Consider the following 24,434-nt stretch of genomic DNA (forward strand, 5'->3'; position numbering starts at 1 on the left):
ATCATGACGCAGTTTTTAACACCAGTTTTAGCTTTAATCATTTGGACGCTGATTATTTGGGCCATTATGTATGCACGGCGGATCCCAGGGATGCAAAAGGCCCGAATCGCACCCGATAAGGCGCGTAATCCAGATGGAGATTGGAAAGCAAAGCTTCCAGAGCACACCCAGTGGGCGGCGCATAATTACAATCATTTGATGGAACAACCCACAATCTTTTACGCGCTCATGTTTTACATCCACCTTTCAGAGTTATCAGCTGGTGATGACATGGCTCTCATGCTGGCTTGGGCCTATGTGGCACTCCGTATACTTCACAGCATTGTTCAAATAACAATCAATAAAGTGATGTTACGATTTGGTTTATTCTCACTCTCAACGATTGTTCTTATCTGGATGGCTATTCGTACAATTGCGCGCGTTATCTAGGCAACTGTCTCTGCGCGTTTTGCGGCCTCCCACAAGGCTGATAGCGCAACAAAGTCGCAGCTCTCATCGGGGTCACGGTCCGCGTTTAAGTCTGCGGGAGAGTTGCGTGTAATTAAAATGCCAACGGCCTCGCCTGTATCGGCATCAATAACGGCACCACCGCTCATCCCTGTGACAACGGGTTCGTTTGGCATGATGATATGAGCAATCCATACACCGGGCTGCCTTTCATAATAGGTTGTTGCGCGGCGCTCCTCAGGATGGCGCGACCCTGCGGGATAACCTTTGACCGTTAGCGTCTGCCCGACGCGCGGCGGCAAAGGCGCAACAGCAGGAAGCCTGCATCCAATCAACGCCCCGTCTAGGCCATCGGGCCAACTACAGACCTGGCCTGTACAAAAATCAGGGAGCATCTCTGATGCTTCTGACAGGACATGACCAGCCGTCGCCCAACCGTCCCACAGCGTGAAAAAACTACCGTAAGTCTGAAACCCTGTTTGATTGTAAAAATGACGCCTGACTGTTACACTATGAGGTTTGGAACGAGCGTTTTCTAACGGTTCGGCGTCCTGTTGTGAGGTTGGATTTTGTAAGGGAGCATGACCATAACCCAATAATTTTTTCAACCAATTCATTTTGGTATTCCTCTAGCAGCGCTAATGAGTGGCGCAAGTTATGACGTTAGCACTATTTCGTGATTTTACAGCGAATACAATCGTGATAGTTAGGTGCAGGAGAATAAATATGCCCATTAAACCCCTTACATCTGTTGCATTTATTGGCGCGATTTTCATGAATGGCTGCGCCGTTATGCCAGCGCAATCATTACCCTCTTTTGTGACATCCAATTCAGCAACGCCTCAGTCGGTTGTAAGCTCAACGCCGGAAGTAAATAAGGTCCGTCACACCTTAGCCGCAAAAGCTGAGCTTAAAGCGGCACCGAAAGTTGATAACGACCCGCGTCCTTATGACCAATCACGTAATGCAAACGCAGATGTCGACGCGACATTGTCTACGGCACGCAAGCAAGGCAAGAATGCGATGGTCGTTATGGGGGCCAATTGGTGCCACGACAGTCGGGCCCTCGCCGCCGACTTTCAAACGCAACGGTTTCAAACCCTAATCAGCACAGAATATGAACTGGTTTATGTCGATGTTGGACAGAAAGACCGCAATATTGATATTGCCAACCGTTTAGGGCTGGACACGGTTGAAGGCACTCCAACCGTCTTCATTATCGCGCCTGATGGTGGCGTTTTAAATTTAGACACAGCTCCAACATGGCGCCATGCCGCCAGCATGGAGTCAGATGATATCTACCGCTATTTCAAAGATTTCGCGAAAGCCGCAAGAGACGCAAAATAGTCTTTTACTGATCTTTTTTAACAGCGCGGGATTGATTTTTTTGCACCTTAGCCCGTAGCGCTCGCCCTGTCATAATTGCGGCCGTTCCGAATTTCTCTCGTGCTTTGTCGGATGCGCGTTCGGCCTGACCGCGCCGAATAGCCTGTGGATCTAAGAGATCGCCGCTGTCGCCCACAGGCTTACCTAGATCAGAAATACCGGCCCCAATTAATCGAAATGACCGACCATTACATTCTGCTTCTAGCAAAGGTTCGCAGGCTTTGAATATGGTATCGGCTAGCTGTACAGGTTGGCTCAGTGTGCGCCGCCGTGTCACCGTCTTAAAGTCTTTGGATTTTAGTTTTAACGTAACCACGCGTCCCGCCGTATCAAGCGCTTTGGCACGATCAGATGTTTTTTGACAAATCACCCACAGGCGGTCTTTCAGTGTTTCTAAATCAGAAATATCTGAATTAAAGGTCGTCTCTGCACTAACCGATTTTCGTACACTGTCTGGATTAACACGGCGGCTGTCTTCGGCACGCGAGAGGCGTGATAGATGCAGACCTAAATCCCCGAAACGCCGCGCCATATCTTTGTCACCCAATTTGCGCACATCAGCAATGGTTTGAATACCCTGTGCATTTAGCTTTTTGGCAAAGGCAGGCCCAATACCGTAAATAAAACCGACGGGTTTATCGCGCAAAAAGTCTTGCGCGTCGTGATGACCTAATACGGCAAATCCGTGGGGCTTGTCTAAATCTGACGCTGTCTTGGCCAGGAACTTATTATAACTCAACCCCACGGAAACGGTCACACCGACCTCGTCTAAAATACGTTTTTGTAGACCTAGTAAGCTTTGCGCAGGTGTGCGCCCATGCAGACGTTCTGTGCCTGTTAGATCCAAGAACGCCTCGTCAATGGATAAAGGCTCTATTAATGGCGTTAGGTCCGCCATCATCGCGCGAATACGCCGACCTTCATAAGCGTATTTGTCCATATTGCCGCGCACCACCACAGCCTGCGGGCAAGCTTTCAAGGCTTTGAACATCGGCATTGCTGAGCGAACGCCGTAAATGCGCGCGTGGTAACAGGCGGCAGAGACTACACCCCGCGTACCACCGCCAACAATAACAGGTTTATCGGCGAGGCTCGGATCATCGCGTTTTTCAACAGAGCAGTAAAATGCATCACAATCCACATGCGCTATGGACAGCGTGTCAAGCTCAGGATGGCTTAAAGAGCGTCGCCCCCCACACGTCGCACAAGGCAAGCATGATATCGGCGCGGTACAATCACGGCATAATGCGGTCAAATTTGACGTCACAAAACGGCCCTATCCGTGCAGTATATTTTAATTGGGGTCTTCATAAAATCTTTATAATGTTCTTATTATGTTCTTATTATGTTCTGTAAATAAAATCCTAACGGCGTCCACACCCTTGATTAAGGATATTGCGCTATAAACTGACTAACGCAAAGGGCTGCTAAGATAAGACAGCCCGGCAAAAGGTGAATGAAAAGATGCTACGTATCATGCCCAAAAAGGTTCTCATAGTCGAAGACAACGAATTGAACATGAAATTGTTCTCTGACCTGCTCGAAGCGCATGGTTACGACGTTGTGCAAACGCGTGAAGGCCTGAAAGCTATCGCCCTAGCCCGCAAGCATAATCCTGATTTAATCCTCATGGACATTCAACTCCCCGAAGTATCGGGCCTAGAAGTCACAAAATGGATTAAAGACGACGAAAAACTTGCGAATATTCCAATCGTCGCCGTTACCGCCTTTGCCATGAAGGGTGATGAAAAACGGATCCGTGAAGGCGGATGCGAAGCCTATATCGCCAAACCGATTACCGTTGCTAATTTCTTGGCAACGGTCCGTAAATTCGCAGATAAAGCCAAAGTTTAAGGCGCGCTATAATGAGCGCCCGAATCCTAGTCGTTGACGACCTCGCCCCCAATCTTCATTTGTTTCAAGCCAAGCTAGCGGCTGAATATTATGATGTCCTGACCGCGCGTAGCGGCGAAGAAGCCTTAAAAATCGCAGCAAGCGAACGACTCGATCTCATTTTAATGGACGCGATGATGCCCGGCATGAACGGCTTTGAGGCGTGCGCTGTGTTAAAAGGCGATCCAGAAACATGGCATATTCCTGTGGTGATGGTGACAGCGCTAGAACAGACCAAAGACCGTATTCGCGGGCTAGAGGCGGGGGCGGATGATTTCATTACAAAGCCCATTGATGATTTCAATATGCTGACCCGCGTGAAATCACTGTTACGCCTCAAAATGGTCACAGACCAATTGCTTAGCCATACAGGGCATACTGTCGGTAACTCACGGCCCATATTGCAAGAGATCAACCGTAAGCGTGGCCGCGTATTAATGGTCCATGATCAACCGCGTCATATTGAAAAACTTGTGACGGCATTGTCAGAATATCACGACGTTGAAGTCGAGACAGACCCTGTAAAAGCCGTGCGACGCGCCAAAGGGAATTTTGACGCCGTTGTCGTATCCTTTGTCTCAAATGGGTTTGACGGCCTTCGGATTTGTGCCTCGCTGCGCTTTAACCAAGAAAGCCGCGAGACGCCAATTCTGGCCATTGATGATCCTGAAAACCAAGCGCGCCTTATGCGGGCCTATGACATTGGAATCAATGACACCGTTATGCGGCCTGTTGAAACGCAAGAATTTATGGCTCGCATAAACTCACAACTTCGCCGTAAATTTTACGCTGATAGCCTGCGCGAAAACTTTAACGAAAACCTCGACATGGTGGTTTCTGACCCGCTAACGGGATTGGGTAATCGCCGCTTCTTTGAGCGCTCCACTGATCCTCTCATTGACGCGCTAAATTCGAGAGGGATACCCTTCTCTGTTATTGTTTTTGATATTGACCATTTCAAACGGGTCAATGACATTTTGGGTCATGACATGGGCGATCATATCTTGCGCGAAGTATCAGCGCGACTGGTGACGAACATGCGGGCCGTGGATATTGTTAGCCGTTACGGCGGCGAAGAATTTATGGTCGCCATGCCCAATACAACAGAGGCTGAAGCTGTTGCAGCCGCTGACCGTATCCGCGCGCTAATCGCAGGCACGCCCATATATGTTGACGGCGAAGCCCTCACCATCACGACAAGCGCAGGCGTATCCCAAGTCTTTAAAGACGAAGATATGCGTGAGGCCCTAAAACGCGCAGATGCGGGACTGTACCGCGCCAAACACGCAGGTCGCAATTGCGTCTTTGGCAGCGAACAACCAAAGGCGGCTTAACGCCCCTGTTATAAACCACCCAAGAAAAAAGCCGCCCATAACGGAGCGGCTTGCTTCATGCAAAATGGGCAGGGAGACCTACTTGATTTTGCCTTCTTTAAAATCGACGTGCTTGCGGACAACGGGGTCGTATTTACGCTTGACCATTTTTTCAGTCATTGTACGCGCGTTTTTCTTGGTCACGTAGAAGTAACCTGTGTCAGCCGTCGAGTTTAGACGGATTTTAATGGTGGTTGGCTTCGCCATGGCTCACGCCCTTTCGAAAATTAATTTTGAAATCGCCGTATATAGACCTTCGCGCGGCTGTCAACACTGTCCTGCGCTCTATCTGCGTAAAAACTGGTTAATCAAGCGGGCTGTCATTTGGGAAAGGGTCAGAGATAAAAGCCTTCCCTTGCTTGCGGATATAGGTCACGCGCGCAGGCGGGCGGGATTGGCTTAGGAAATCTCGCATGACCCGCAACATAGTTTCTGTGGCAGTATGGAGCGGAAGATTATCTATTTGGTCAAAAGTGAACCAACCAACATTTAACAGCTCGCGGCTATCGCTGACCGCGTCCAAATTCACATCTTGACATTCACGCGCGAAAAACCACGTATCAAATCGTTTATGACGGCGCGGCGGCGTCGTGGCGCGGCCCATGACCTCTATGCCGTTCAGATCTGGGGTCAGACCTGCATCATAAAACGCTTGCCAGCTTTCATGGCGGGGGTTGCGCGACATCTTTGTGCTGCGCCCCAGCATTAGGCCCGTTTCTTCCCATGTTTCGCGCACGGCTGCCAAAACGATTGCACGCGCTTGACGGGGCGAATTGGCCGCTTCTAGCACCGTTTCCGTACGCGGCGACAAATCACCCGTGTAAGGCACATAGCTATCCCCGCGGTCCACACGTCCGCCCGGAAAAACGTAAACATCAGGCATGAAATCATGCCGCCCCGCGCGTTGCCCCATCAAAATACGTGGATTATCGCGCTCGCCCTGCCACAGCAAAAGGGTTGCCGCCTTTTTCGGCTTCACCGCGCGCGGCAAAGCATCCCGTAATGCTTTTTCTTTCGCAGTAAGTTCGACGCGTTTAACGTTATATTTCATAGGATGAAGCTACCCATTAGGTCGTCGATTTTCCAGATGGTTTTTTGCCAGATTTACGTCTAGCCGCTTTATGCTTGGCACCTTTACTACGGTGTTTATTGGTGGGTTTACCACGGTAACCACCCCCCGAACGCGACCGCGCGCTGCGGCTTGGCGGCTTTCCAGCTTCGCCTTTGGAGACCATTTCAAACATCAAGCCACCCGTGATTGGATCCGCCTCTTTGAGGCGTACTTTCACACGGCGACCAAAGGCAAAGGTATCGCCGCTTTCTTCACCGACCAGTTTTTTAGCCTTTTCATCAAAATGAAAGCGCTCCCGGCCTAATGTGCGGATAGGCACAAGGCCGTCTGCTCCCGTATCGTCCAGTGTTAGGAACAATCCGAAATTGGTCACGCCAGAAATACGGGCGTGAAATTCAGCCCCAACATTCCCTTCCATATAGGCGGCAATATAACGGTCTTTAGCGTCACGTTCTGCCGCCATAGCGCGGCGCTCAGTCGTGCTGATATGCTCCCCTATTTCTTGCAGGCGTAGAGCTTCGCGCTCCGTTGTGCCGTCCTCGCCTAAATCAAAAGCCTTTATCAGCGCGCGGTGCACAACCAAATCGGCGTAACGCCGGATAGGCGAGGTAAAATGGGCGTAATAGCGTAAGTTCAGACCAAAATGCCCCCCCATATCAGCACCGTAATAAGCTTGGCTTTGACTGCGCAGTACGGCCATGCCGACGGTCTCAGACAGGTCATCTTTGGACGCTTTTTCTAGCAGCGTATTAAACCGCGCGGTGCTGGCTTTTTCACCAATCGCCCATTTCAGGCCCACAGCGGGGAGAAAGTCAGACAGGCTTTGCAGCCGTTCGCGCTCAGGCGGTTGGTGAATACGCACCAATGTGCTCATGCCTGCTCTGTCCAAAGCTTCTGCGGCGGCGACATTAGCATTGACCATAAATTCTTCGATAAGCTTATGTGCGTCATAACGTTCTTTGACGACAATAGATTCGACCCGCCCGTCTTTACCGATATTAATTTTGCGCTCTGGTAGTTCAATCGCAAGCGGTGCACGCGCCGCGCGCGCAATCTTAAGGGCTTGATAGGCGTCAAATATTTGGCCCAATATATCCATAACGGGCGCTGCTGCCTCACCCGGATTACCCATGAAACCTTCTTGGGCTTGGGCGTAAGTCAACCGTGCATGAGAGCGCATAAGCCCGCGCGTAAAATGATGGTCGATTTTAGTCCCGTCCGCGCGAATACGCATTTTGACGGCCATACAGGCGCGGTCTTCATGCGGGCGCAGAGAGCACATATCAGAAGACAATTCATGTGGCAGCATCGGCTCAACCCGGTCAGGCAGATAAACACTATTACCCTTTTTCTCGGCGTCAATATCAAGCGCACTGCCCGGCGTGACATAGGCCGCCACATCCGCAATCGCGACCCACAGCACAAAGCCGCCTTTATTTTTGGGGTCATCATCAGGGGAGGCATAAATCGCATCGTCAAAATCTTTGGCGTCAACAGGGTCAATTGTTATCAGCGGAATTTTGCGTAAATCTTCACGGTGCTTTGACAGGGTAGGCACAAACATCGATTTTGCCTCTTCCACGGCAGCATCTGAAAACCCTAGCGGGATATTATGAAAACGAAGGCTAATTAAAGATGCCGCTTTCGGATCGTCAGCAGAGCCTAGAAACTCAACAATCTCTGCGGTGCGGCCATAATGATCATCGCGTTTGCCGCGCGGACCGCTGCTCGCACGAAAGTAAACAAGCTGCGCCCCTTCTGTGCCGTCTGGCACACGTTTCACACGAAGCTCATCACGCGCGCGCTTATCCACGGGCTTTACCCGCCATCCGCGACCGCTTTCATAGAGGATACCCATATGCGTTGACGGGCCAGAACCAAGGCGCTTCATCACTACGGCAATATGCATATCGCCTTGGGTTTTAATGCGGCACAGCGCGCGGTCACCGATGCCTACTTGACCGCCAAGGCCTTTGGATTTTTTACCCCCGACGTGGCCTTCACGAATAATAAAATCAGAGGCATCGCCAGCGCCCATCCAGCGGTCAGGCTCCCCGATAAGGTCCCCTTCATCATCCACACGCACAGCCTTTATCACCATTACGCCCGGTAAGTCCCCCGCGACGCGGTAGGTCTTGTCCTTGGATAGGGATAGCACTTTATCCTCGACCATCGCGCGAAGCTCAGCCCGAAGCTCACGGCGATCATCCCCCTTGATGCCTAGCGCGCGAGCAATATCACGCCGGGTCATACGGTCTGGTTTGGATTTAATCAGCGCCGTGATTTGCGCACGGGCATCACTGTTATTGGCATTATCAGGGGTTTTTGTCATGACTGCGTTATAACGCGCTTTGCCCGCTATGATAGGGGCAATAGCGGGCGCGACCCGTGACTATAAGTCCAGCTCTGGCGCGGCATTATCAATGGGGGCTTCCTTGGGAAGGTAACAAGTCACGTGGGTCCCCTCGCCTTCCTCGGACTCAAGTTCGACCCAGCCGCCGTGGGCCTCGATAAAGCGCTGCACAAGGGCGAGGCCAAGGCCCGTGCCGCCGCGTGATGAACGGAAACTTTCAAAGACTTGAGGTTGGCGTTCTGAGGGGATGCCGACACCGTCATCTTTGACGTAAATACTGACGCCGCCGCCGTCAGCCTTCGCCCCGCCCAGCACAATCGTGCCGCCCGGTTTTGTGAAACGCAGCGCATTTGACAACAAATTATAGACCACTTGTTTCAGCCGTGTTTCATCGGCACGGATGATGCCAACATCGTCTGGACAGCTGAGCTTCAGTGCAATTTTTGTGTCTTCCGCTTTCGTACCAACATAGTCGAGCGCGTTATCCAGCATGGCGTAAACATTCACATCGCCCAGATCTAAATCGAGCACATTGGCGTCAATCGCGGCAATATCGAGGATGTCGTTAATGGTTTTTTCTAAATCCTCTGACGCGGTTTGAATGGCAAAAATATATTCTGATTGTTTGTCAGATAGCTCACCCGCCGCCCCACCTTGCAAAAAGTCGGCATAGCCCGAAATCGTGGTCAGTGGCGTCCGTAATTGATAGCTTACATGACCAACAAATTCAGATTTTAGACGGTCAGCTTGCTCTAGCGCTTCGGCACGTTCCAGCAGCGCCGCTTCGGCTTGACGGGCCCGGGTCACATCATCCCAAGCGATGAGCGTCGCTCCGTCTGGTAGCGGCCTTGATAACCATGTCAGAACACTACCATCAGAGCGGCGGATTTCACCGTCAACATGGCGGCGCACTTGCGGGTCAGGGTCCGTGGTGCGCGCCTTCATTTCTGACCAAAAGGCCTTGTCATGATAAAGCGGCAGACAATCCTCTGTGATGTCATGAAAACGCGGATTATGGCCCAGCGTGTCATTGTCTAAATTCCACATTTGCGCAAATGCGGCATTGAAAATTTTCAGTCGTCCGTCGGTTCCAAAAACAGCAATACCCTCAGAAAGCTTATCAAGCGTTGTTTTTTGCACATTAATCAACGTACCCAGCTGCCCCTGCAAAGTTACCGTTTGGGTAATATCAGAGAACAGCAAACTAATTCCGCCGCGCGGGTCACGCAGCCTTGCTAGACGTAGCGTTTTACCATTGGGTAGCGACCAAATTTCTGGCGGCATTTCGTCTGGCCAATCAGTGTAAAGCGATAACTCACCCGCTTTCCATCCTGCAAAATCACTTTGTTCAGGCAACAGTCGGCGCTCACGAATACTATCAAGCCATTCGGAATGACCGGGGCGGTCGTTAAACCAATTATCATCAAGTTTAAACAACTTCGCAAAAGCCGTATTGTGAAAGGACATGCGCTTATCCGCGCCAAAAATCACAATGGCTTCTTCCATTGTATTTAAAAGCTCGTCATGGGAGCGAATATGACGGGTCAGCAATTCGCGGAGCTTATCCGCTTCGGATGCGTCCATCGCAATACCCGCCGCACCACCAGAGACGGGAAAGACGGACACATTGACCGCTTTGCGCGTCCCGTTAATAACAATAGGGCGAATATTTTCTGACCCCTCACCCGAATTAAGACAGGCCATTAATTGATCTTTGGCTTGGTCGTCCAAATGAGTTTGCGCGTCTATCACGGTATCAAGGGTCTCGCCGCCAACGGCCTCTATATAGGCATCGTTAACCCACGTAATGGTTCCCGTACCCGACATGCGCCACAGGGGAAAAGGCGCGCGGCTCATCATTTCGACAAACGCAATAGGGTCAGCTTTGGCGGTCAGCCTATGGGTCTCAAAACGGTTGATTGCCGTGCGTTCATCTTCGCCGCGAATAGAGGCATCTTCCAACCATAGCACGACTTGGCGGCCCGCTGGACGGCCGTCAGCTTCGATCACATTGCCGCCAGGCAAAACAATAGACACTGAAAACGGACGCCCCGATGTGCGCAGATTGGTAAGATTTGCACGCAAAGTTAGCGGTGGTTCAACCTCGCCAATTGTATCCATATCGGCGAGGCTATCCAAAATACGGGTCGCAAAGCCTTTTTGTTTTCCGATTTCAGCAAAGCGCGCGACAGATGCGAGCGCAGCGGGCGAACCATACATGCGCGGATCACCCCAATCAGAGCTTTTTTGGTCTAATCGAGATTGTGCGATGCTTTCGTCCCAGACTAATATCAAGCCTGGATAACTACTAAATACACTGTCCATGCTGGCGAGGCGTTGGTCCAGATCCGTGGCACGCCGCTTCCAGCGAGACCGCTCCCCACCAGCGCTTGCCAGCCGCACACGCGCAGCATATATTAAGGCAGATATCGCCAGCAAAACGCAGCCAGCGGTCACAGCAATCAGTGTTACATCTGTAGACAAAGATGGCACGTCACATTCCCCAATCGCGCCGCAGAATTAAACATGTCGACAAAATATCAACGTGGCGCGCAAATTACCGCTTACAGTGATGCGCCCAATTTTAAAAGATGTGATTTTCAGCGTCTAAAGCTGAGCGCTCGGCTAAGCGCAAAGCCCGTGAATAACCTCGACCAGTTGATCGGTAATGCGGTCAACCTTACCCATGTCATCCCCTTCGGCCATAACGCGGATGAGCGGTTCAGTGCCAGAGGCTCGTACTAAGACCCGGCCTGTATTGCCGAAATCAGATTTCGCATCATTAATGGCTTCAAGAAGCAGCGGATTATCCATAGGCGACTTGCCGCTATATTTCACATTTTTTAGGCGCTGCGGCACAGCTTCAAATACATTCAGCACTTCGCTCGCGGGGCGGTCTTGGCGCACAATTTCGGCTAACACCTGTAGGGCGGCAACTGTGCCGTCGCCTGTTGGCGCGTAATCGGTCATTAACATATGGCCCGATTGTTCGCCGCCAATATTATAGCCGTCTTTGCGCATGCGCGCAGACACATGACGGTCACCGACTTGTGTTCGCACAAGCTCAAGCCCTGCATCATCTAAATGACGCTCCAACCCCAAATTTGACATGACGGTCGCGACAATACCGTCGCGCGACAACAGCCCGCTATTTTTCCAGCCCGTCCCGATGAGGCCAAGCAATTGGTCGCCATCAATGATGGTGCCTTTTTCATCGCACATAATTAGGCGATCAGCATCACCATCAAGTGCAATACCCACATCCGCACCCTGTTCGACAACAGTGCGAGACATCAAGTCTGTCGCCGTGGAACCGCAATCTTTGTTAATATTCAGGCCATTAGGCTCGACCCCAATTGCAATAATCTCGTCAGCACCAAGTTCCCACATCGTTTTGGGCGCAGTGCGGTAGGCGGCACCATTGGCGCAATCGACGACAATTTTTAAACCCGATAAGCGCATGTCCCGCGGAAATGTATTTTTGACAATTTCAATATAGCGGCTCTGCCCCCCTTCAAAGCGTTGCGCGCGTCCCAAATCTGATCCAACAGCGAGGCCCTCTTTCCATTTCTCTTGACTAATCTCTTCAATCGCGGCTTCAGCAGAATCCGAGAGCTTTAACCCGTCAGGCCCAAAAAATTTAAATCCGTTGTCTTCATATTTATTGTGCGACGCCGTAATCATCACGCCCATATCCGCGCGTAAAGTTCGCGTCATTAACGACACGCCAGATGTGGGCAATGGCCCAAACAAATTGACGTCCATTCCCACAGATATAAACCCTGCGGCGAGTGCATTTTCAATCATATAACCAGATAGACGCGTATCCTTCCCAATACAAACGGAGTGACGTCCAACATCATTTTGTAAGAAATATTTCCCCGCCGCCATACCAAGACGCATGACATTATCAGGTGTTAATTTATCGACATTGGCTTTGCCGCGAACACCGTCCGTTCCGAAATAGTTTTTTTTCATTATCTTTAAGCTCCGTTCGGGGCTGTGGGTGATGCAAAACTCGCGCCTAAATGGGGCGAGTCTGCAATTGACTGTGTTTATCTTATAGCTTTGAAATTTGGCAAAACTAGGGAGAGATTCAGCTTATCAAATAGGGCCTTTTAAAGAAGCGACGCTTCGCCGTCTTTTTTAATCTGATCGACGACTTTTTTAACATCTTGCGCTTTATCGAGCGCGACAACCATCACAATGCCGTCGTTGATAATGACACCAACATTATCAACACCCACCAAAGCGACGCGTGGACCGTCAGTTTCAACTAAGCAATTAGTCGCGCCGATGCTAAATGTTGCTGGCGGCACGGACAGGCCGTGCTCATCTTTGCGAACGTCATGCAGAGCCGTATAAGATCCAATATCATTCCAGCCAATATCACAGGGCACAACAGCCGCGATTTTCGTCTTTTCCATCACCGCATAGTCAATCGATTCGGGTGGACAGTCGGCAAAGCTGACGGCGTCTAAATCAACGCGGTTTTTCTTCCGCTTAGCGGCATTAAACGCGCGCGTTGCCGCCGCCACAATATCAGGAGCAAATTTGGCAATCTCTGACAAAAACGCCGCTGGAGAAAATAAAAATATGCCTGCATTCCACGCAAAATTACCACTATCGATATAGCTTTGTGCGGTCTGTGCATCGGGTTTTTCACGAAAAGCTTCAACAGAATAGACACCGTCATATAGCTCTGCACCCTGCTCTATATATCCGTATCCTGTTTCGGGCCCGTCTGGCGTTATCCCAAAGGTCACAAGCTTGCCTGAACGCGCAGCGGGCACAGCCTTAGACACAGTGTCGCGAAAGGCTTGCGGGTTTGTGACGTAGTGATCAGCAGGCGCGAGTAAGACTAAATTATCTGCGCCCATGGCTTGGGCGTGCAGCGCGGCCACGACCGCAACCGGGGCGGTATTGCGCCCAACCGGCTCTGTAATGATAGCCCCTACATCACGGTTCATATCCCCCATTTGTTTTGTAATCGGCGCAGCATGGTCAGCATTGCAAATAAACACAGGGTCACCGTAATCCTCACCCGAGAGGCGCTCTGCCGTTTGTTGCACCATGGTCTGATTACCAATGAGCGGTAAAAGTTGTTTTGGATATGCGCGGCGCGATAATGGCCAAAGGCGGCTACCCGCACCACCAGACATAATAACGGGAATAATATGTGACATAGTCGGAGGCCCTAATTTTCAATGCGTCGTGTGAATTGTCTTGCGTTACAATAAGATAACGCCATGCACAATATGTGCCGTTTTCAATTCGGCGTCTGTGACGGAAATCACGGATAACTTAGGCGCCTAAGCTGACCCGGCCAAATTTATAGCGGATAAGCACACGGCAATTTTGTAGGGGGCCGTCTTTGGGGGGCTCAAACCGCCATTTTTGGACAGCATCACGCGCATTGCCAGGAAATAGCGCGTCAGGAATTGCGCGTTCGACCGTAACATTTTCAGTATTTCCCGTGGCATCAACATCAAGGCGCACAATTACCCAGCCTTGACGACCACTATTAAAAGCCCGGCGGGGGTAATCCGGTAAGGCAAAATCTATGGCTGCCAGCTTTTCGCCGCCCAAACAGTCGTCAGGATTAGAGTAACCCTTCACCCATGGGTCGGGCGGATACTGGCTTTTAGGGTTAAAGGTATCAGATGTCTGACACGCTAGCAGTGCGGTAGCAGCAAAGATGGATATGATCGCAAGCCTCATTCCCCTTCTCCGAAATGATCATTGACCAAGGCAGCCAAAGCATCGACGGCCTGTTGCGCGTCAGCTCCCTTGGCGGCAATTGTGATATCCTCACCACACGCAGACCCTAGCATTAAAAGCTCCATAATGCTGTCGGCAACAACGGTTTCTGCGCCCACATCATTATGAGAGGTCACTTCGATCTCGGCATCGAAAGTCTCTCCTAGGCAGACGAATTTCGCTGAGGCACGTGCATGCAGCCCGCGTTTATTTATCAGCGTGACGCGTTTTGAAATTCCATCTGTCGCCGCGGTATCGATTACGTGTCCCCAGCTAAAACTTTGGACGCAATGGCAATATAACGCCGTCCGGCATCTTGGGCCTTTTCTGCGGCTTCCCCCAAGTTAGACGTCGCACGCGCTTCGGATAATTTAATCAGCATAGGTAAATTAACCCCTGCCACGACTTCGACTTTCCCGGGGGCGAGCATGGAAATAGCGAGGTTTGAGGGTGTACCACCAAACATATCAGTGAGAAGTATAACACCTTTATCCGCACCAACGGTTTTTACGGCCGCCCTGATTTCATCGCGGCGGCGTTCCATATCATCATCAGGGCCAATACAAATGGTCGCTAATTTATCCTGTGGCCCCACGACATGTTCTGTCGCGTGCCTTAATTCTTTGGCCAATTGACCATGTGTGACGATGACTAAACCAATCACAAGCAACTCCGCAAAAAGGTCTTTCACTTAATCAAGAATATGCGTCATTGGAAAGATAAAAATTCGACATTTGGGAATTATTTTCAGCGGCGCTAGCGCAAGCCGATATTAGCTGCGGCGCGGGGCAGATGGCGCACCACCCCGTGTTTGGCGGGGTAGATTGATAATAAACCGAGCGCCCGTTGCTGCCGTGTCCTTATCCGCTTTATTCTCGGCATAGATATAGCCTTTATGCGCCGTGACAATCTGGCGGCAAATCGCAAGCCCCAAGCCAGAATGAGACCCAAATTGCGCGCCGCGCGGACGTTCGGTGTAAAATCGGTCAAAGACGGTTTCTAAATTACCTTGCGGAATACCTGGCCCCTCATCCTCCACGGTAATCACGACACGTTTTTGCGGACGGCCGCCGCTTAGGTCCTCAATCCCTTCGGCACGCAAGGTCACCGTGCTGCCAGCCGGGCTGAATGTCAGGGCATTATCGATGAGGTTACGCAGCACTTGGGCGAACGGAGCCTCAAACGCGCGAATAAACAGAGGTTGAGAGACGGACGCTTCGTCAAAGGCCACATTGGCCATACCGTCCACATGCGATTGATTGTAAAAACCCGCGAGATTGGCGAGGATTTCAGTCACATCGACAGTTTCCGCCACATCTTTGGCGAGGTTTGCGTCGACTTTAGATGCCTTAGAAATATCAGAAATAAGCCTGTCCATACGTGCGACATCGTTTTCGATAATATCGAGAAGTTTTTCGCGCTGTGCCTTTGTCCGCGCCCCGCGCAAGGTATCAGAGGCTGAGCGCAGTGACGTCAGTGGATTTTTAATTTCATGGGCAACATCAGCGGCAAAATTGGCAATATCATCAATCCGGTCATATAGCCCCGCCGTCATATCCGCCATGACAACGGATAAATCGCCAATTTCATCGCGGCGTCTGGACAAATCAGGAATAGCGTCTTTCTTTTTACGAGAGCGCCCAACCAGTTCCGCCGCGCGCGCTAGTCGCCGCATAGGTAGCGCGATAAATAGGGTAAGCGCCAGAGACGACAGCAACGACGCCAATATCGCCAAGCCCATAATTGGGGCCAGCGCTTTACGTTCCACTGTCACAAGATCATCGATTGGGTCAGTTTCCAGCGTAATAACACCCAGTACTTGCTGCACGCGGCGCACAGGCTCGGATACGCTGACGATAAGCGCGTCTTCATCAGTATAATAAGCCGCCGCTGTCACGTCCCCGTTTAGTGAGTTCCGAATATCGGCTTTTAAGTCCCGCCGCATACGCTCGCGTTCGCGCACACGCCAAGGCAGCGCATGAAGCGTATCTTTGGTCCAGGTAAATATTTTATCACGCCAAACATCTTGCCATTCAGGCTCTGGCGGGTCCTCAACAATAGGGTCGAGCGCAGACATGGTGATGCCGTCTTCCAGCCGCGCGCTATCGGCGAGCAATAGACCGGAACGATCATGCAGGCGCACGCGCCAATCATCGGGCAAGTTCACGCCGCGCAAGACGCTTTTGGCTTTGTCCTCATCAAGCTGCGCAGATAAGCCGTAACCTGTGGCACTATCGGCCATAATTTGGGAAATAGTTGCCGATAATGTGCGCAGGTTTTCTTGTTTTTCTAATATAAGCTCATCCTGCACACGGTGCATGGTGAGTGCACCGCCGATAAGGATGATCAGCCCCAAAAGATTGGACAGAAAAATCGCCCGCGTTAAACGCGACGCAAAAATAGACCGACGCGGCCCTCGGCGTCGGTCTTTACGCGGTGTTCTTTTGTGCGAACTGTGCGCATCGCCTTTTTTTTGGGAACTAGCCATCAGCGGCTCCGCGCTTAGGCTTCCTTATATTTATAACCGACACCATAGAGGGTCTCAATACCATCAAAGCTCTTATCCGTCTTGCGGAACTTTTTGCGTAGTCGTTTGATATGGCTATCGATTGTGCGGTCATCGACATAAATTTGGTCATCATAGGCCGCATCCATCAATTGATCGCGTGACTTCACAAAACCGGGACGCTTCGCCAGCGCTTCCAAAATAAGAAATTCCGTGACCGTCAAACGCACAGGCGAACCCTCCCAAGAGCAAGCATGGCGGTTAGGGTCCAGCACCAGCTTTCCACGGCTTATCACCTTCTCATCGCCTTCCGCGCCCGGCGCAGGATTGACGATAGACGTCAGATTAGCGCGGCGCAGAACGGCCTTTATGCGCTCGCCGAGCAATCGCTGCGAAAACGGCTTTTTGATGTAATCATCTGCACCCATGTTCAGGCCAATGGCTTCGTCAAATTCATCATCCTTAGAGGTGAGGAAAATCACCGGCAGATTTGATGTCGTGCGCAAACGACGTAAAAGCTCAAGCCCGTCCATACGCGGCATTTTAACGTCAAACACAGCCAGGTCTGGCGGGTCGGATTTTAAAACGTCCAGCGCGCTGGCCCCGTCGTGAAACTTGCGAACCGTGTAGCCTTCCCCCTCTAGGAACATCGACACCGATGTCAGTATGTTTTCATCATCATCAACTAAATATATTTTCGCCATAATAGCCTCCAGCCCGGATATGTTGTCTTACATATACCGTGATATCGACATGATGTGGCGTGATTAGGACAGAGGCAAGATTTATCTGCCTTAATTTGTTCGTGTTTTGTTTTTATATGCGTGAAAAAAAGCCCACCCGAATGGGGTGAGCTTAAGCGAAAAAAGAGTGGTGCCTATCGGGCGCTACGTTCTGCGTCCTCAAGGGCTTTGGCTGCCTTTTTCAAGGCCTTTCGAGCCTTGGCAAGTTCACGCTCTACCGATGGAATATCCTCTTTTTGCATTTGCATGAGTAAAGATTGAGCCGCTTGCAATTGCGCCTGCATGCGTATGGTTTCAATATTAAGGTTTTCCATATCGACCCGGACCCCATGCTGATCTTTCACCCAATCGACCATCTCATCTTGGGTAGCAAAGCTGCGGCTTTGGCCATCGGGCGTGTTGACAATCAAGCTTCCATCATCTTGCATTTCAGCGCGGTAAGCCCTGTCCATGCTGTGAAACTGAAAATCATCAAACTTCATATCTTTGAAGTGATTAAAGCGCGGAGAGTTCGGAAGCACTATACCCGTAACACCATTGGGGCGCTTTGGCGGAAGAGGCACATGCACAATCCTATCAGCCGACAACGAAACAATCCCATTTTTACTGATGTCAAAGTCAAACCCGTCTTTATCTTTCAGTGTCTGAATATCAACACGTTTGCGCTTTCCAGATTTAGAGTCAATCTCCCATGCCTCGGCCTTCCCGTCCTCAATACGGATTTCATAGCCCTCATCGACGAGGATTTTACCGTCTTTTTCAACAACGGTGACTTGCCGCATGGTTTGTGTGTTTTGCGAGGGCGCGCCCGCTAAAATATCATCCTGTGCGCTAGCCACCGTATAGGGCGCCGTCATCGCACAGCCAGCGAGTATGGCCGCGCTTGCCACGGTGTAGGTCAGCCAATTTGTTTTTTTCATCGGGTTTTTTAAGGCCATGAGTCGCTCCTTTAGCGGGTGGTTAAGGGTCAAACCGATTGGCACATCGGTAAATTTTTGACCGGGGGATAGTTTTGATAATGTTGCGGCACGCAGTAAGGTCTCCCCGTAGCTTTGACGGTTATCACGACCATCAATGACACTCAAAACACTGGCGTCACAGGCCGCTTCTTGGTCGATACGAAAAGCGCGCATGGCGTAATGCACCAGTGGGTTTGGCCAATTGAGTGCGCGAAAAATCAAGGCTGCAAAAGCGGCCCATAAGTCAAAGCGTTTGATATGGGCTAATTCATGCAATAGGGCAAAGCATTGTTGCGCAGACGTGAAATCATGGGCGAAATTACGGGGCAAGATGATCACTGGCTCAAACAATCCCATGACCATAGGGCCGCGATTATCATGGGCGAAACGTAGTTGAGGCAGCCTCTTCAGTTTTAATTTTGCAGCACACTTTGCAACGACTTTATGGGTTGCCGCATCTATTTGCGATGACCCGTCCAACAACACGCGCCGCGCACGCTGATATAGTATGCCTTGCCATAATAGCCAAAGCACCGTCCCAATCACCCAAACTGACAAAGCCAGAGCTGTCCAATCAACTGCGTTCCAAAATGAATAATCCGGTGACGATCTAACCGTCGCGGGTATTGTATAAGTTGGCGTTACGAGGTCCCCTGGCATCTCTACAAATGATGACACATCTTTCCAAAACAACCAGTTTGGCGGCACAGACACGGTTGGCATGAACAATCGCATCACGGGCAGAAGCCAAAGCGCATAGGCCGCCCTCGCCCCAAATATTTTTGCAAACGGACGCCGCAATATCAGCACTGTCATAATGAGCAGGCTAACCATAACGCCCGTTTGCACCGCCCAACTTGCGACCATGTGTGATTGCTCCTGCAGGTTTCCGAGAGCATTAACGAAATATCCGTTCATGATTTCAAATCCTTCAAGAGAGCCTCAAGCTCGGCGATATCGTCGTCAGAAAGTCCGTCCCCTTGCGCCAGATGCGCAACCAAGGGTGCGGCGCGGCCTCCAAATAAGCGCTGTGATAATGAGCGCGCGGCATGGCCAGCGTAGACGTCTTGCGCAATTAGGGGGGCATAGAGGTAACGCCGTCCGTCTTGGGTGGTCGATAGAGCGCCTTTATCCACGAGCCGCGCGAGCAGTGTTTTTACTGTGCGGTCATTCCAATCTTTAGATTCGTCTAGCCGCTTAATGACGTCTGAAGCCGCCAAAGGCGCCTCTGTCCAAAGCACACGCATGACATCCAATTCTGATTGTGAAATGCGTTTCATAGCGCATACCCTATATTGATTACACATGTAGTCATATTATTGATTACAAATGTAGTCAATAATTATTATTTGTTATTTGCAGGGTCTACAGTTAAGCCCCATTTCATGAGGTGTCAGCCATGAGCAAATCCCCCAAAATTGTACGCACGCTCCCCGCGCTCCGCAATCAAATGGCGAAGTGGCGGGCAAAGGGTAAGACCACCGCCTTTGTGCCGACGATGGGCGCGTTACATGCGGGGCATTTATCTTTGATTACCCTTGGTAAATCACGCGCCGACAAAGTCGTGGCCAGCATCTATGTCAACCCAACGCAATTTGCCCCAAATGAAGATTTTGACGCCTACCCGCGTACAGAAGAGGCTGATATTGCCGCGCTTGCGTCAGCGAAATGTGATCTGGTTTACATTCCTGACCGCGGCACAATGTATGATTCGGACCATGCGACCCATATGCGCGTCGGCGGTGTGGCAGAGGGCTTAGAGACCGACCACCGACCAACCTTTTTTGAAGGCGTGGCCATTGTGGTCACCAAACTATTGAACCGTGTTGCCCCTGACATGGCGATATTTGGCGAAAAAGATTATCAGCAACTGGCGACCATACGGCGGCTGGTCATTGATTTGGATATGCCGATAGACATCATTGGCGCGCCCATTGCGCGGGATGAACATGGCCTCGCCCTGTCATCGCGCAACGCATATTTTGATGAGACAGGCCTAGCGGTCGCACGAAAGCTAAACGGTATTATGTTTGATTGCGCCGCCAAAATCGAAGGCGGCCAAGCCCTAGAAATTGCCATTGAAATGGCGATGCGGGCGCTGCTGACGGGCGGGTTTCACGTCGTGGATTACGTCAGTGTTACAGGCGCGAGTAGCCTGGCTGTGCAGAAGACAGGGCATCCCGAAACGGAATCACGCCTGCTGATTGCCGCCCATTGTCCGCGCAACGGCGTTGACGGGACGATGGTTCGTCTGATTGATAATTGCGCGATAAAGGTGGGTTAAATGTTAGAGATGCGACCAAATTGTGAATTATGTAACGCAGATTTGCCGCCTGACGCGACCAACGTCCTTATCTGTTCGCTAGAGTGTACATTTTGCACAGAGTGCGACCTTGATAAATGTCCTAATTGCGGCGGCTTACTGAGCCCTCGCCCAACGCGTGTGGGGGCTTGGGTGGAGAAATATCCCGCCTCTACAAAGCGCGTTCTAAAACAAGGTTAAATCCATTTGACCATCGTACAGAGCGGCACTGGCACTGAGCCATTTGTGTCTTCCCATTCTGATTCGACCGTGTACCCACAACGTTTATAGAACGGCACGCCCGCCATGGTGGCGGCCATTTCTAGCGCGCTAAAGCCTTCATCTTTGGCAGCATTTTCGCCTGCCTTTAATATCATTCTGCCAATGCCGCGCTTTGTATGATCCGGGTGGGTGTACATAGCGCGGATGCGTGCACGGTCTTTGGTCGGATCAAGCAAAACGGCACTTCGACCTGCACTGTGATTGCCGCCGTAAAGCGTTGCGCGCCGTGACCACCCCCCACAACCAACGAGCGTCTCTCTACCGCCCTCGACATCCCACACCGCAAAATACGTCTGGTCATGAATTAATTGGGTATCCAGCCCCATGCCTGCAAAGCTAGCCTCTATTTGAGCCTCAGTTAGATAACCACGCTGTAATTCCCGAATTGCGCGCCGCATAAGCGCGGAAATCGCATCAATATCAGTCGGTTTTGCCAAGCTCAGCTTTAAGTCACCCACGGTAAATTCTCCCTCAAACGCCCTGCTTTTGACACAATTTGTACAAAGTGACGGCACATCATGGCGATTTGTCGAAAAATTGTGTCAAATATACCACAAATCGCGAAATTCTGCCCCGGTCAATAACTGCTTTATTGATGCATATCAATATCGGTTGTAAGGACTGATTTGGCCCGTGAAGAGGTCATATTTACAATAATATCTGAAGGATATTCCATGAAAAATTTCACGTTTAAACACGTATTGGCGGCAACGGCCTCTAGCGCCATTTTAGGCGCCATGATGGCGACACCGTCTTATGCGCAAAGCAACACAGACGTTATTGAGGACGAAATCATCTCTATCGGTACACGCCGTACAGCCCGCTCTGCGGCGGATACGCCTGCGCCTGTTGATGTTATCTCTGGCGTTGAGTTCTCAAACCAAGCCGTTGGCGATATCACCGACCTTCTTCGGAACGTCGTACCAAGCTATAACGTCAACACACAGCCGATTTCTGATGCGGCGACAATTATTCGCCCCGCCAACTTACGCGGTCTGTCACCTGATAACACATTGGTTCTTTTGAACGGCAAACGTCGTCACAAAGGCTCTGTGATTTCATTCCTAGGCGGCGGCATCTCTGACGGCGCGCAAGGCGTCGATATTGGTGTGTTCCCATCATTAGCGCTAAAGCAGGTTGAAGTTCTGCGCGACGGTGCGTCATCACAATATGGTTCTGATGCGATTGCGGGCGTGATTAACTTTGCCCTTAAAGACGCCTCTGAAGGCGGCATGGTCGAAGCCTCTTGGGGTCAGACTTATAAAGGTGACGGCGACGTCTATAAAATCGGCGCAAACGTCGGTCTGCCTTTGGGTGAAAACGGCTTTGTGAACATCACCGGTGAATACGGCGAGACCAAAGGGACAGTGCGCGCGGCGGATCGTTCAGACGTTTTGGCCCTTATCGCGGCTGGTAATACTGCGGTTGCTGATTTTGAAACTGTAAACAGCTACACAGACGAATTTGCTCAATATTGGGGGTCTCCTGACATTGATGACGAGATCAAGTTATTCGTCAACGCTGGCTATGAGCTCTCTGAGAATGCCGAAGTCTATGCCTTTGGTAACTACAATGAGCGCACAGCGACAGGCGGTTTCTTCTTCCGTAACCCAACCAACCGTGGTGGCGTTTACCGCGGGCCAACAATCAATGGCGGACCGTCTGTTCTTGTTGGTGACCTCGACGGCGTCGGCACCGGCGGCTCTTGCCCGGCGGGTATTCCGCTTCTGGATGACGGCTTAACGCTTGACCCGACTGTTTTGGCAACTGTTACAGCTGACCCGAACTGTTTCTCATTTGTTGAAACAATCCCCGGTGGTTTCGTACCGCGCTTTGGTGGTAACAACACAGACTACTCTATCGCGGGTGGTATGCGCGGTGCCCTTGGCGGCCTAGGCTATGACCTATCAGCGTCTTTGGGTGTGTCTGATACAGACTTCTTTATCAAGAACACAGTCAACGCGTCACTCGGGCCGGATACGCCACGTGATTTCGTGCCTGGTGCTTACAAGCAGAAAGAAGTTGGCTTTAACGCAGACTTTAACTACGGCGTTGATGTCGATGGTTGGGCGTCACCGCTTAACATTGCTTTTGGTGCTGAATACCGCGAAGAAACCTTTGACATCACACAGGGCGACGCTGCGTCATTCGCGCTTGGCCCGCTTGTCTCACAAGGCTTCTCGTCTAGCTCTAACGGTTTTGGCGGCTTTAATAGCTCACAATCCAACAGCCAGGACTTCTATGCGGGTTACCTCGAGCTTGAAGCCGACATCACAGACGCCCTAACCCTACAAGGTGCGATGCGTTATTCTGATTACCAGACATTTGGTGATAGCCTTGATTATAAAATCGCAGGCCTATACCGCGTCAATGACAATGTGACATTGCGGTCAACATACTCCACTGGTTTCCACGCCCCATCTGCGGGTCAGGCAACCGTGCGTAACGTGACGACACAGATCATTAACGGCTCTTTGATTGACCAAGGGACTATCCCGTTAACGACCAATCCTGGTCAATTGGCGGCTGACTTCTTGGAAGATAGCTTTGGTGAGCGTCCAACGCTTGGCACAGAAAAAGCAAAAAACCTGTCATTTGGTACAGCGTTCAGCACAGGCCCAATCTCTTGGACATTTGATTACTTTAACATCAAAGTGGACGACCGTATTGCCCTGTCAGACGACATCGCCTTTATTGATGCGCTGAACTTCTTGGCGGCAAACGAAGGTGTCACAGATTATGACAACTCGACCGTTGCAAATGCCTTGACAGACCTAGCGTCTGCTGGCGCGCTGGTTCGTGGTGATTACGTTGGTTTTGAAGACCTGACAGAGTTCCGTTTCTTCACCAACTCATTCTCGACCAAAACACAAGGCATTGACATCGTCGCAGAAGCACCCCTTGATTTCGGTCAAAGCGGTCAAACATCAATGAAGCTTGCGGCGAACTACACCAATACTGTCGTGACAGATTTGGGTGTCGTGGCACCTATCGATGCCAACCGCCGCTTGGCGCTGGAAGAGTTACTACCAGAATGGCGTGGTAATCTAACGGTCAATCACCAACAGGGCATGTGGCGTGGTTTGCTTCGTGCAAATTACTACGGCCCATGGTTTGACAATGGCAATGGTTACGCCGTCGGCGGAGAGTTCCTCTTTGACGCAGAAATCGGTGCAGAAGTTTATGAAGGTGTTGAGCTGATCCTCGGCGCGCAAAACTTCCTGAACAACTACCCGGATGAGAACCCAGGCCAAACAGGCACAGGTCAACTTTACCCAGAAGCCGGTCCGTTCGGCTTTAATGGTGGCCAGTATTACGTGAAAGCGCGCTACACATTCTAAGCGCTTGTAACAGCTAA

23 protein-coding genes are annotated in these 24,434 nt (G+C 51.0%); 7 read left to right on the plus strand and 16 right to left on the minus strand.

Annotated features, from left to right (window positions below):
* The first annotated feature begins 3 nt into the window (after positions 1–3).
* Positions 4–429 (plus strand): MAPEG family protein, encoded by a 426-nt coding sequence (locus AB6B37_RS11840; RefSeq protein ID WP_371396018.1) that lies wholly within the window; start codon positions 4–6, stop codon positions 427–429.
* Here AB6B37_RS11840 and AB6B37_RS11845 read toward each other — a convergent pair.
* Positions 426–1,064 carry a serine protease gene (locus AB6B37_RS11845; RefSeq protein ID WP_371396019.1) on the minus strand — a complete coding sequence of 213 codons (639 nt, stop codon included), beginning with the start codon at positions 1,062–1,064 and terminating at the stop codon, positions 426–428. The two genes, AB6B37_RS11840 and AB6B37_RS11845, sit on opposite strands and share 4 nt — an antisense overlap.
* A gap of 109 nt (positions 1,065–1,173) precedes the next feature.
* On the opposite strand from AB6B37_RS11845, the gene AB6B37_RS11850 reads away from it, so the two are divergent.
* Positions 1,174–1,794, plus strand: a complete 621-nt coding sequence (locus tag AB6B37_RS11850) for a thioredoxin family protein (protein ID WP_371396020.1) — start codon at positions 1,174–1,176, stop codon at positions 1,792–1,794.
* A 4-nt stretch (positions 1,795–1,798) separates the two neighbouring features.
* Here the strand turns inward: AB6B37_RS11850 and AB6B37_RS11855 are convergent, their stop codons facing one another.
* Positions 1,799–3,100: a DNA polymerase IV gene (locus AB6B37_RS11855; protein ID WP_371396021.1), complete on the minus strand. Its 1,302-nt coding sequence runs from the start codon at positions 3,098–3,100 to the stop codon at positions 1,799–1,801.
* 209 nt (positions 3,101–3,309) lie between these two features.
* On the opposite strand from AB6B37_RS11855, the gene AB6B37_RS11860 reads away from it, so the two are divergent.
* Entirely contained in the window at positions 3,310–3,687 is a 378-nt protein-coding gene (locus AB6B37_RS11860) for a response regulator (RefSeq protein WP_371398449.1), read from the plus strand.
* An 11-nt stretch (positions 3,688–3,698) separates the two neighbouring features.
* The gene (locus AB6B37_RS11865) at positions 3,699–5,060 is read left to right on the plus strand and encodes a PleD family two-component system response regulator (protein ID WP_371396022.1); all 1,362 of its coding nucleotides are present in this window, start codon (positions 3,699–3,701) and stop codon (positions 5,058–5,060) included.
* A gap of 78 nt (positions 5,061–5,138) precedes the next feature.
* Here the strand turns inward: AB6B37_RS11865 and rpmG are convergent, their stop codons facing one another.
* The 13 genes from rpmG to AB6B37_RS11930 all read right to left on the minus strand — a co-directional run bounded on the left by rpmG (position 5,139) and on the right by AB6B37_RS11930 (position 19,772).
* The gene (gene rpmG, locus AB6B37_RS11870) at positions 5,139–5,306 is read right to left on the minus strand and encodes a 50S ribosomal protein L33 (protein WP_371396023.1); all 168 of its coding nucleotides are present in this window, start codon (positions 5,304–5,306) and stop codon (positions 5,139–5,141) included.
* A 97-nt stretch (positions 5,307–5,403) separates the two neighbouring features.
* Positions 5,404–6,150: an NUDIX domain-containing protein gene (locus AB6B37_RS11875; RefSeq protein WP_371396025.1), complete on the minus strand. Its 747-nt coding sequence runs from the start codon at positions 6,148–6,150 to the stop codon at positions 5,404–5,406.
* A 16-nt stretch (positions 6,151–6,166) separates the two neighbouring features.
* The gene (gene rnr, locus AB6B37_RS11880; RefSeq protein ID WP_371396026.1) at positions 6,167–8,503 is read right to left on the minus strand and encodes a ribonuclease R; all 2,337 of its coding nucleotides are present in this window, start codon (positions 8,501–8,503) and stop codon (positions 6,167–6,169) included.
* 60 nt (positions 8,504–8,563) lie between these two features.
* A complete protein-coding gene (locus AB6B37_RS11885) occupies positions 8,564–11,017 on the minus strand; it encodes an ATP-binding protein (RefSeq protein ID WP_371396027.1) in 2,454 nt (817 codons plus the stop codon).
* Positions 11,018–11,149: 132 nt separating this feature from the next.
* Positions 11,150–12,502 (minus strand): phosphoglucosamine mutase, encoded by a 1,353-nt coding sequence (gene glmM / locus AB6B37_RS11890; RefSeq protein ID WP_371396028.1) that lies wholly within the window; start codon positions 12,500–12,502, stop codon positions 11,150–11,152.
* A gap of 140 nt (positions 12,503–12,642) precedes the next feature.
* Complete coding sequence (locus tag AB6B37_RS11895; RefSeq protein ID WP_371396029.1) at positions 12,643–13,710, minus strand: mannose-1-phosphate guanylyltransferase/mannose-6-phosphate isomerase; 1,068 nt, start codon at positions 13,708–13,710, stop codon at positions 12,643–12,645.
* A gap of 118 nt (positions 13,711–13,828) precedes the next feature.
* Positions 13,829–14,245, minus strand: a complete 417-nt coding sequence (locus AB6B37_RS11900) for an energy transducer TonB (RefSeq protein ID WP_371396030.1) — start codon at positions 14,243–14,245, stop codon at positions 13,829–13,831.
* Positions 14,242–14,544 carry an HPr family phosphocarrier protein gene (locus AB6B37_RS11905; RefSeq protein ID WP_371398450.1) on the minus strand — a complete coding sequence of 101 codons (303 nt, stop codon included), beginning with the start codon at positions 14,542–14,544 and terminating at the stop codon, positions 14,242–14,244. Before AB6B37_RS11905 ends, AB6B37_RS11900 begins: the two co-directional genes overlap by 4 nt.
* A complete protein-coding gene (locus AB6B37_RS11910) occupies positions 14,544–14,948 on the minus strand; it encodes a PTS sugar transporter subunit IIA (protein ID WP_371396031.1) in 405 nt (134 codons plus the stop codon). Before AB6B37_RS11910 ends, AB6B37_RS11905 begins: the two co-directional genes overlap by 1 nt.
* Positions 14,949–15,056: 108 nt before the next feature.
* On the minus strand, positions 15,057–16,772 hold the full coding sequence (locus tag AB6B37_RS11915) for a stimulus-sensing domain-containing protein (protein ID WP_371396032.1): 1,716 nt from the start codon (positions 16,770–16,772) through the stop codon (positions 15,057–15,059).
* Between the two features lie 14 nt (positions 16,773–16,786).
* Positions 16,787–17,494 (minus strand): response regulator transcription factor, encoded by a 708-nt coding sequence (locus AB6B37_RS11920; protein WP_371396033.1) that lies wholly within the window; start codon positions 17,492–17,494, stop codon positions 16,787–16,789.
* Between the two features lie 173 nt (positions 17,495–17,667).
* Positions 17,668–19,410, minus strand: a complete 1,743-nt coding sequence (locus AB6B37_RS11925; protein WP_371396035.1) for a M56 family metallopeptidase — start codon at positions 19,408–19,410, stop codon at positions 17,668–17,670.
* The gene (locus AB6B37_RS11930) at positions 19,407–19,772 is read right to left on the minus strand and encodes a BlaI/MecI/CopY family transcriptional regulator (protein ID WP_371396036.1); all 366 of its coding nucleotides are present in this window, start codon (positions 19,770–19,772) and stop codon (positions 19,407–19,409) included. The genes AB6B37_RS11925 and AB6B37_RS11930 overlap by 4 nt, the downstream gene beginning before the upstream one ends.
* A 119-nt stretch (positions 19,773–19,891) precedes the next feature.
* Between AB6B37_RS11930 and panC the strand changes: the two genes are divergently transcribed.
* Complete coding sequence (gene panC / locus AB6B37_RS11935; protein ID WP_371396037.1) at positions 19,892–20,776, plus strand: pantoate--beta-alanine ligase; 885 nt, start codon at positions 19,892–19,894, stop codon at positions 20,774–20,776.
* Entirely contained in the window at positions 20,777–20,995 is a 219-nt protein-coding gene (locus tag AB6B37_RS11940) for a DUF1272 domain-containing protein (protein ID WP_371396038.1), read from the plus strand.
* Here AB6B37_RS11940 and AB6B37_RS11945 read toward each other — a convergent pair.
* Positions 20,992–21,534, minus strand: coding sequence for a GNAT family N-acetyltransferase (locus tag AB6B37_RS11945; protein ID WP_371396039.1), 543 nt, complete (start codon positions 21,532–21,534; stop codon positions 20,992–20,994). The two genes, AB6B37_RS11940 and AB6B37_RS11945, sit on opposite strands and share 4 nt — an antisense overlap.
* A gap of 216 nt (positions 21,535–21,750) precedes the next feature.
* Between AB6B37_RS11945 and AB6B37_RS11950 the strand changes: the two genes are divergently transcribed.
* On the plus strand, positions 21,751–24,417 hold the full coding sequence (locus AB6B37_RS11950) for a TonB-dependent receptor plug domain-containing protein (RefSeq protein ID WP_371396040.1): 2,667 nt from the start codon (positions 21,751–21,753) through the stop codon (positions 24,415–24,417).
* Positions 24,418–24,434: the final 17 nt, after the last annotated feature.

The organism is Fretibacter rubidus, assembly GCF_041429785.1.
GTDB classification, from domain to species: Bacteria; Pseudomonadota; Alphaproteobacteria; order Caulobacterales; family Maricaulaceae; genus Fretibacter; species Fretibacter rubidus.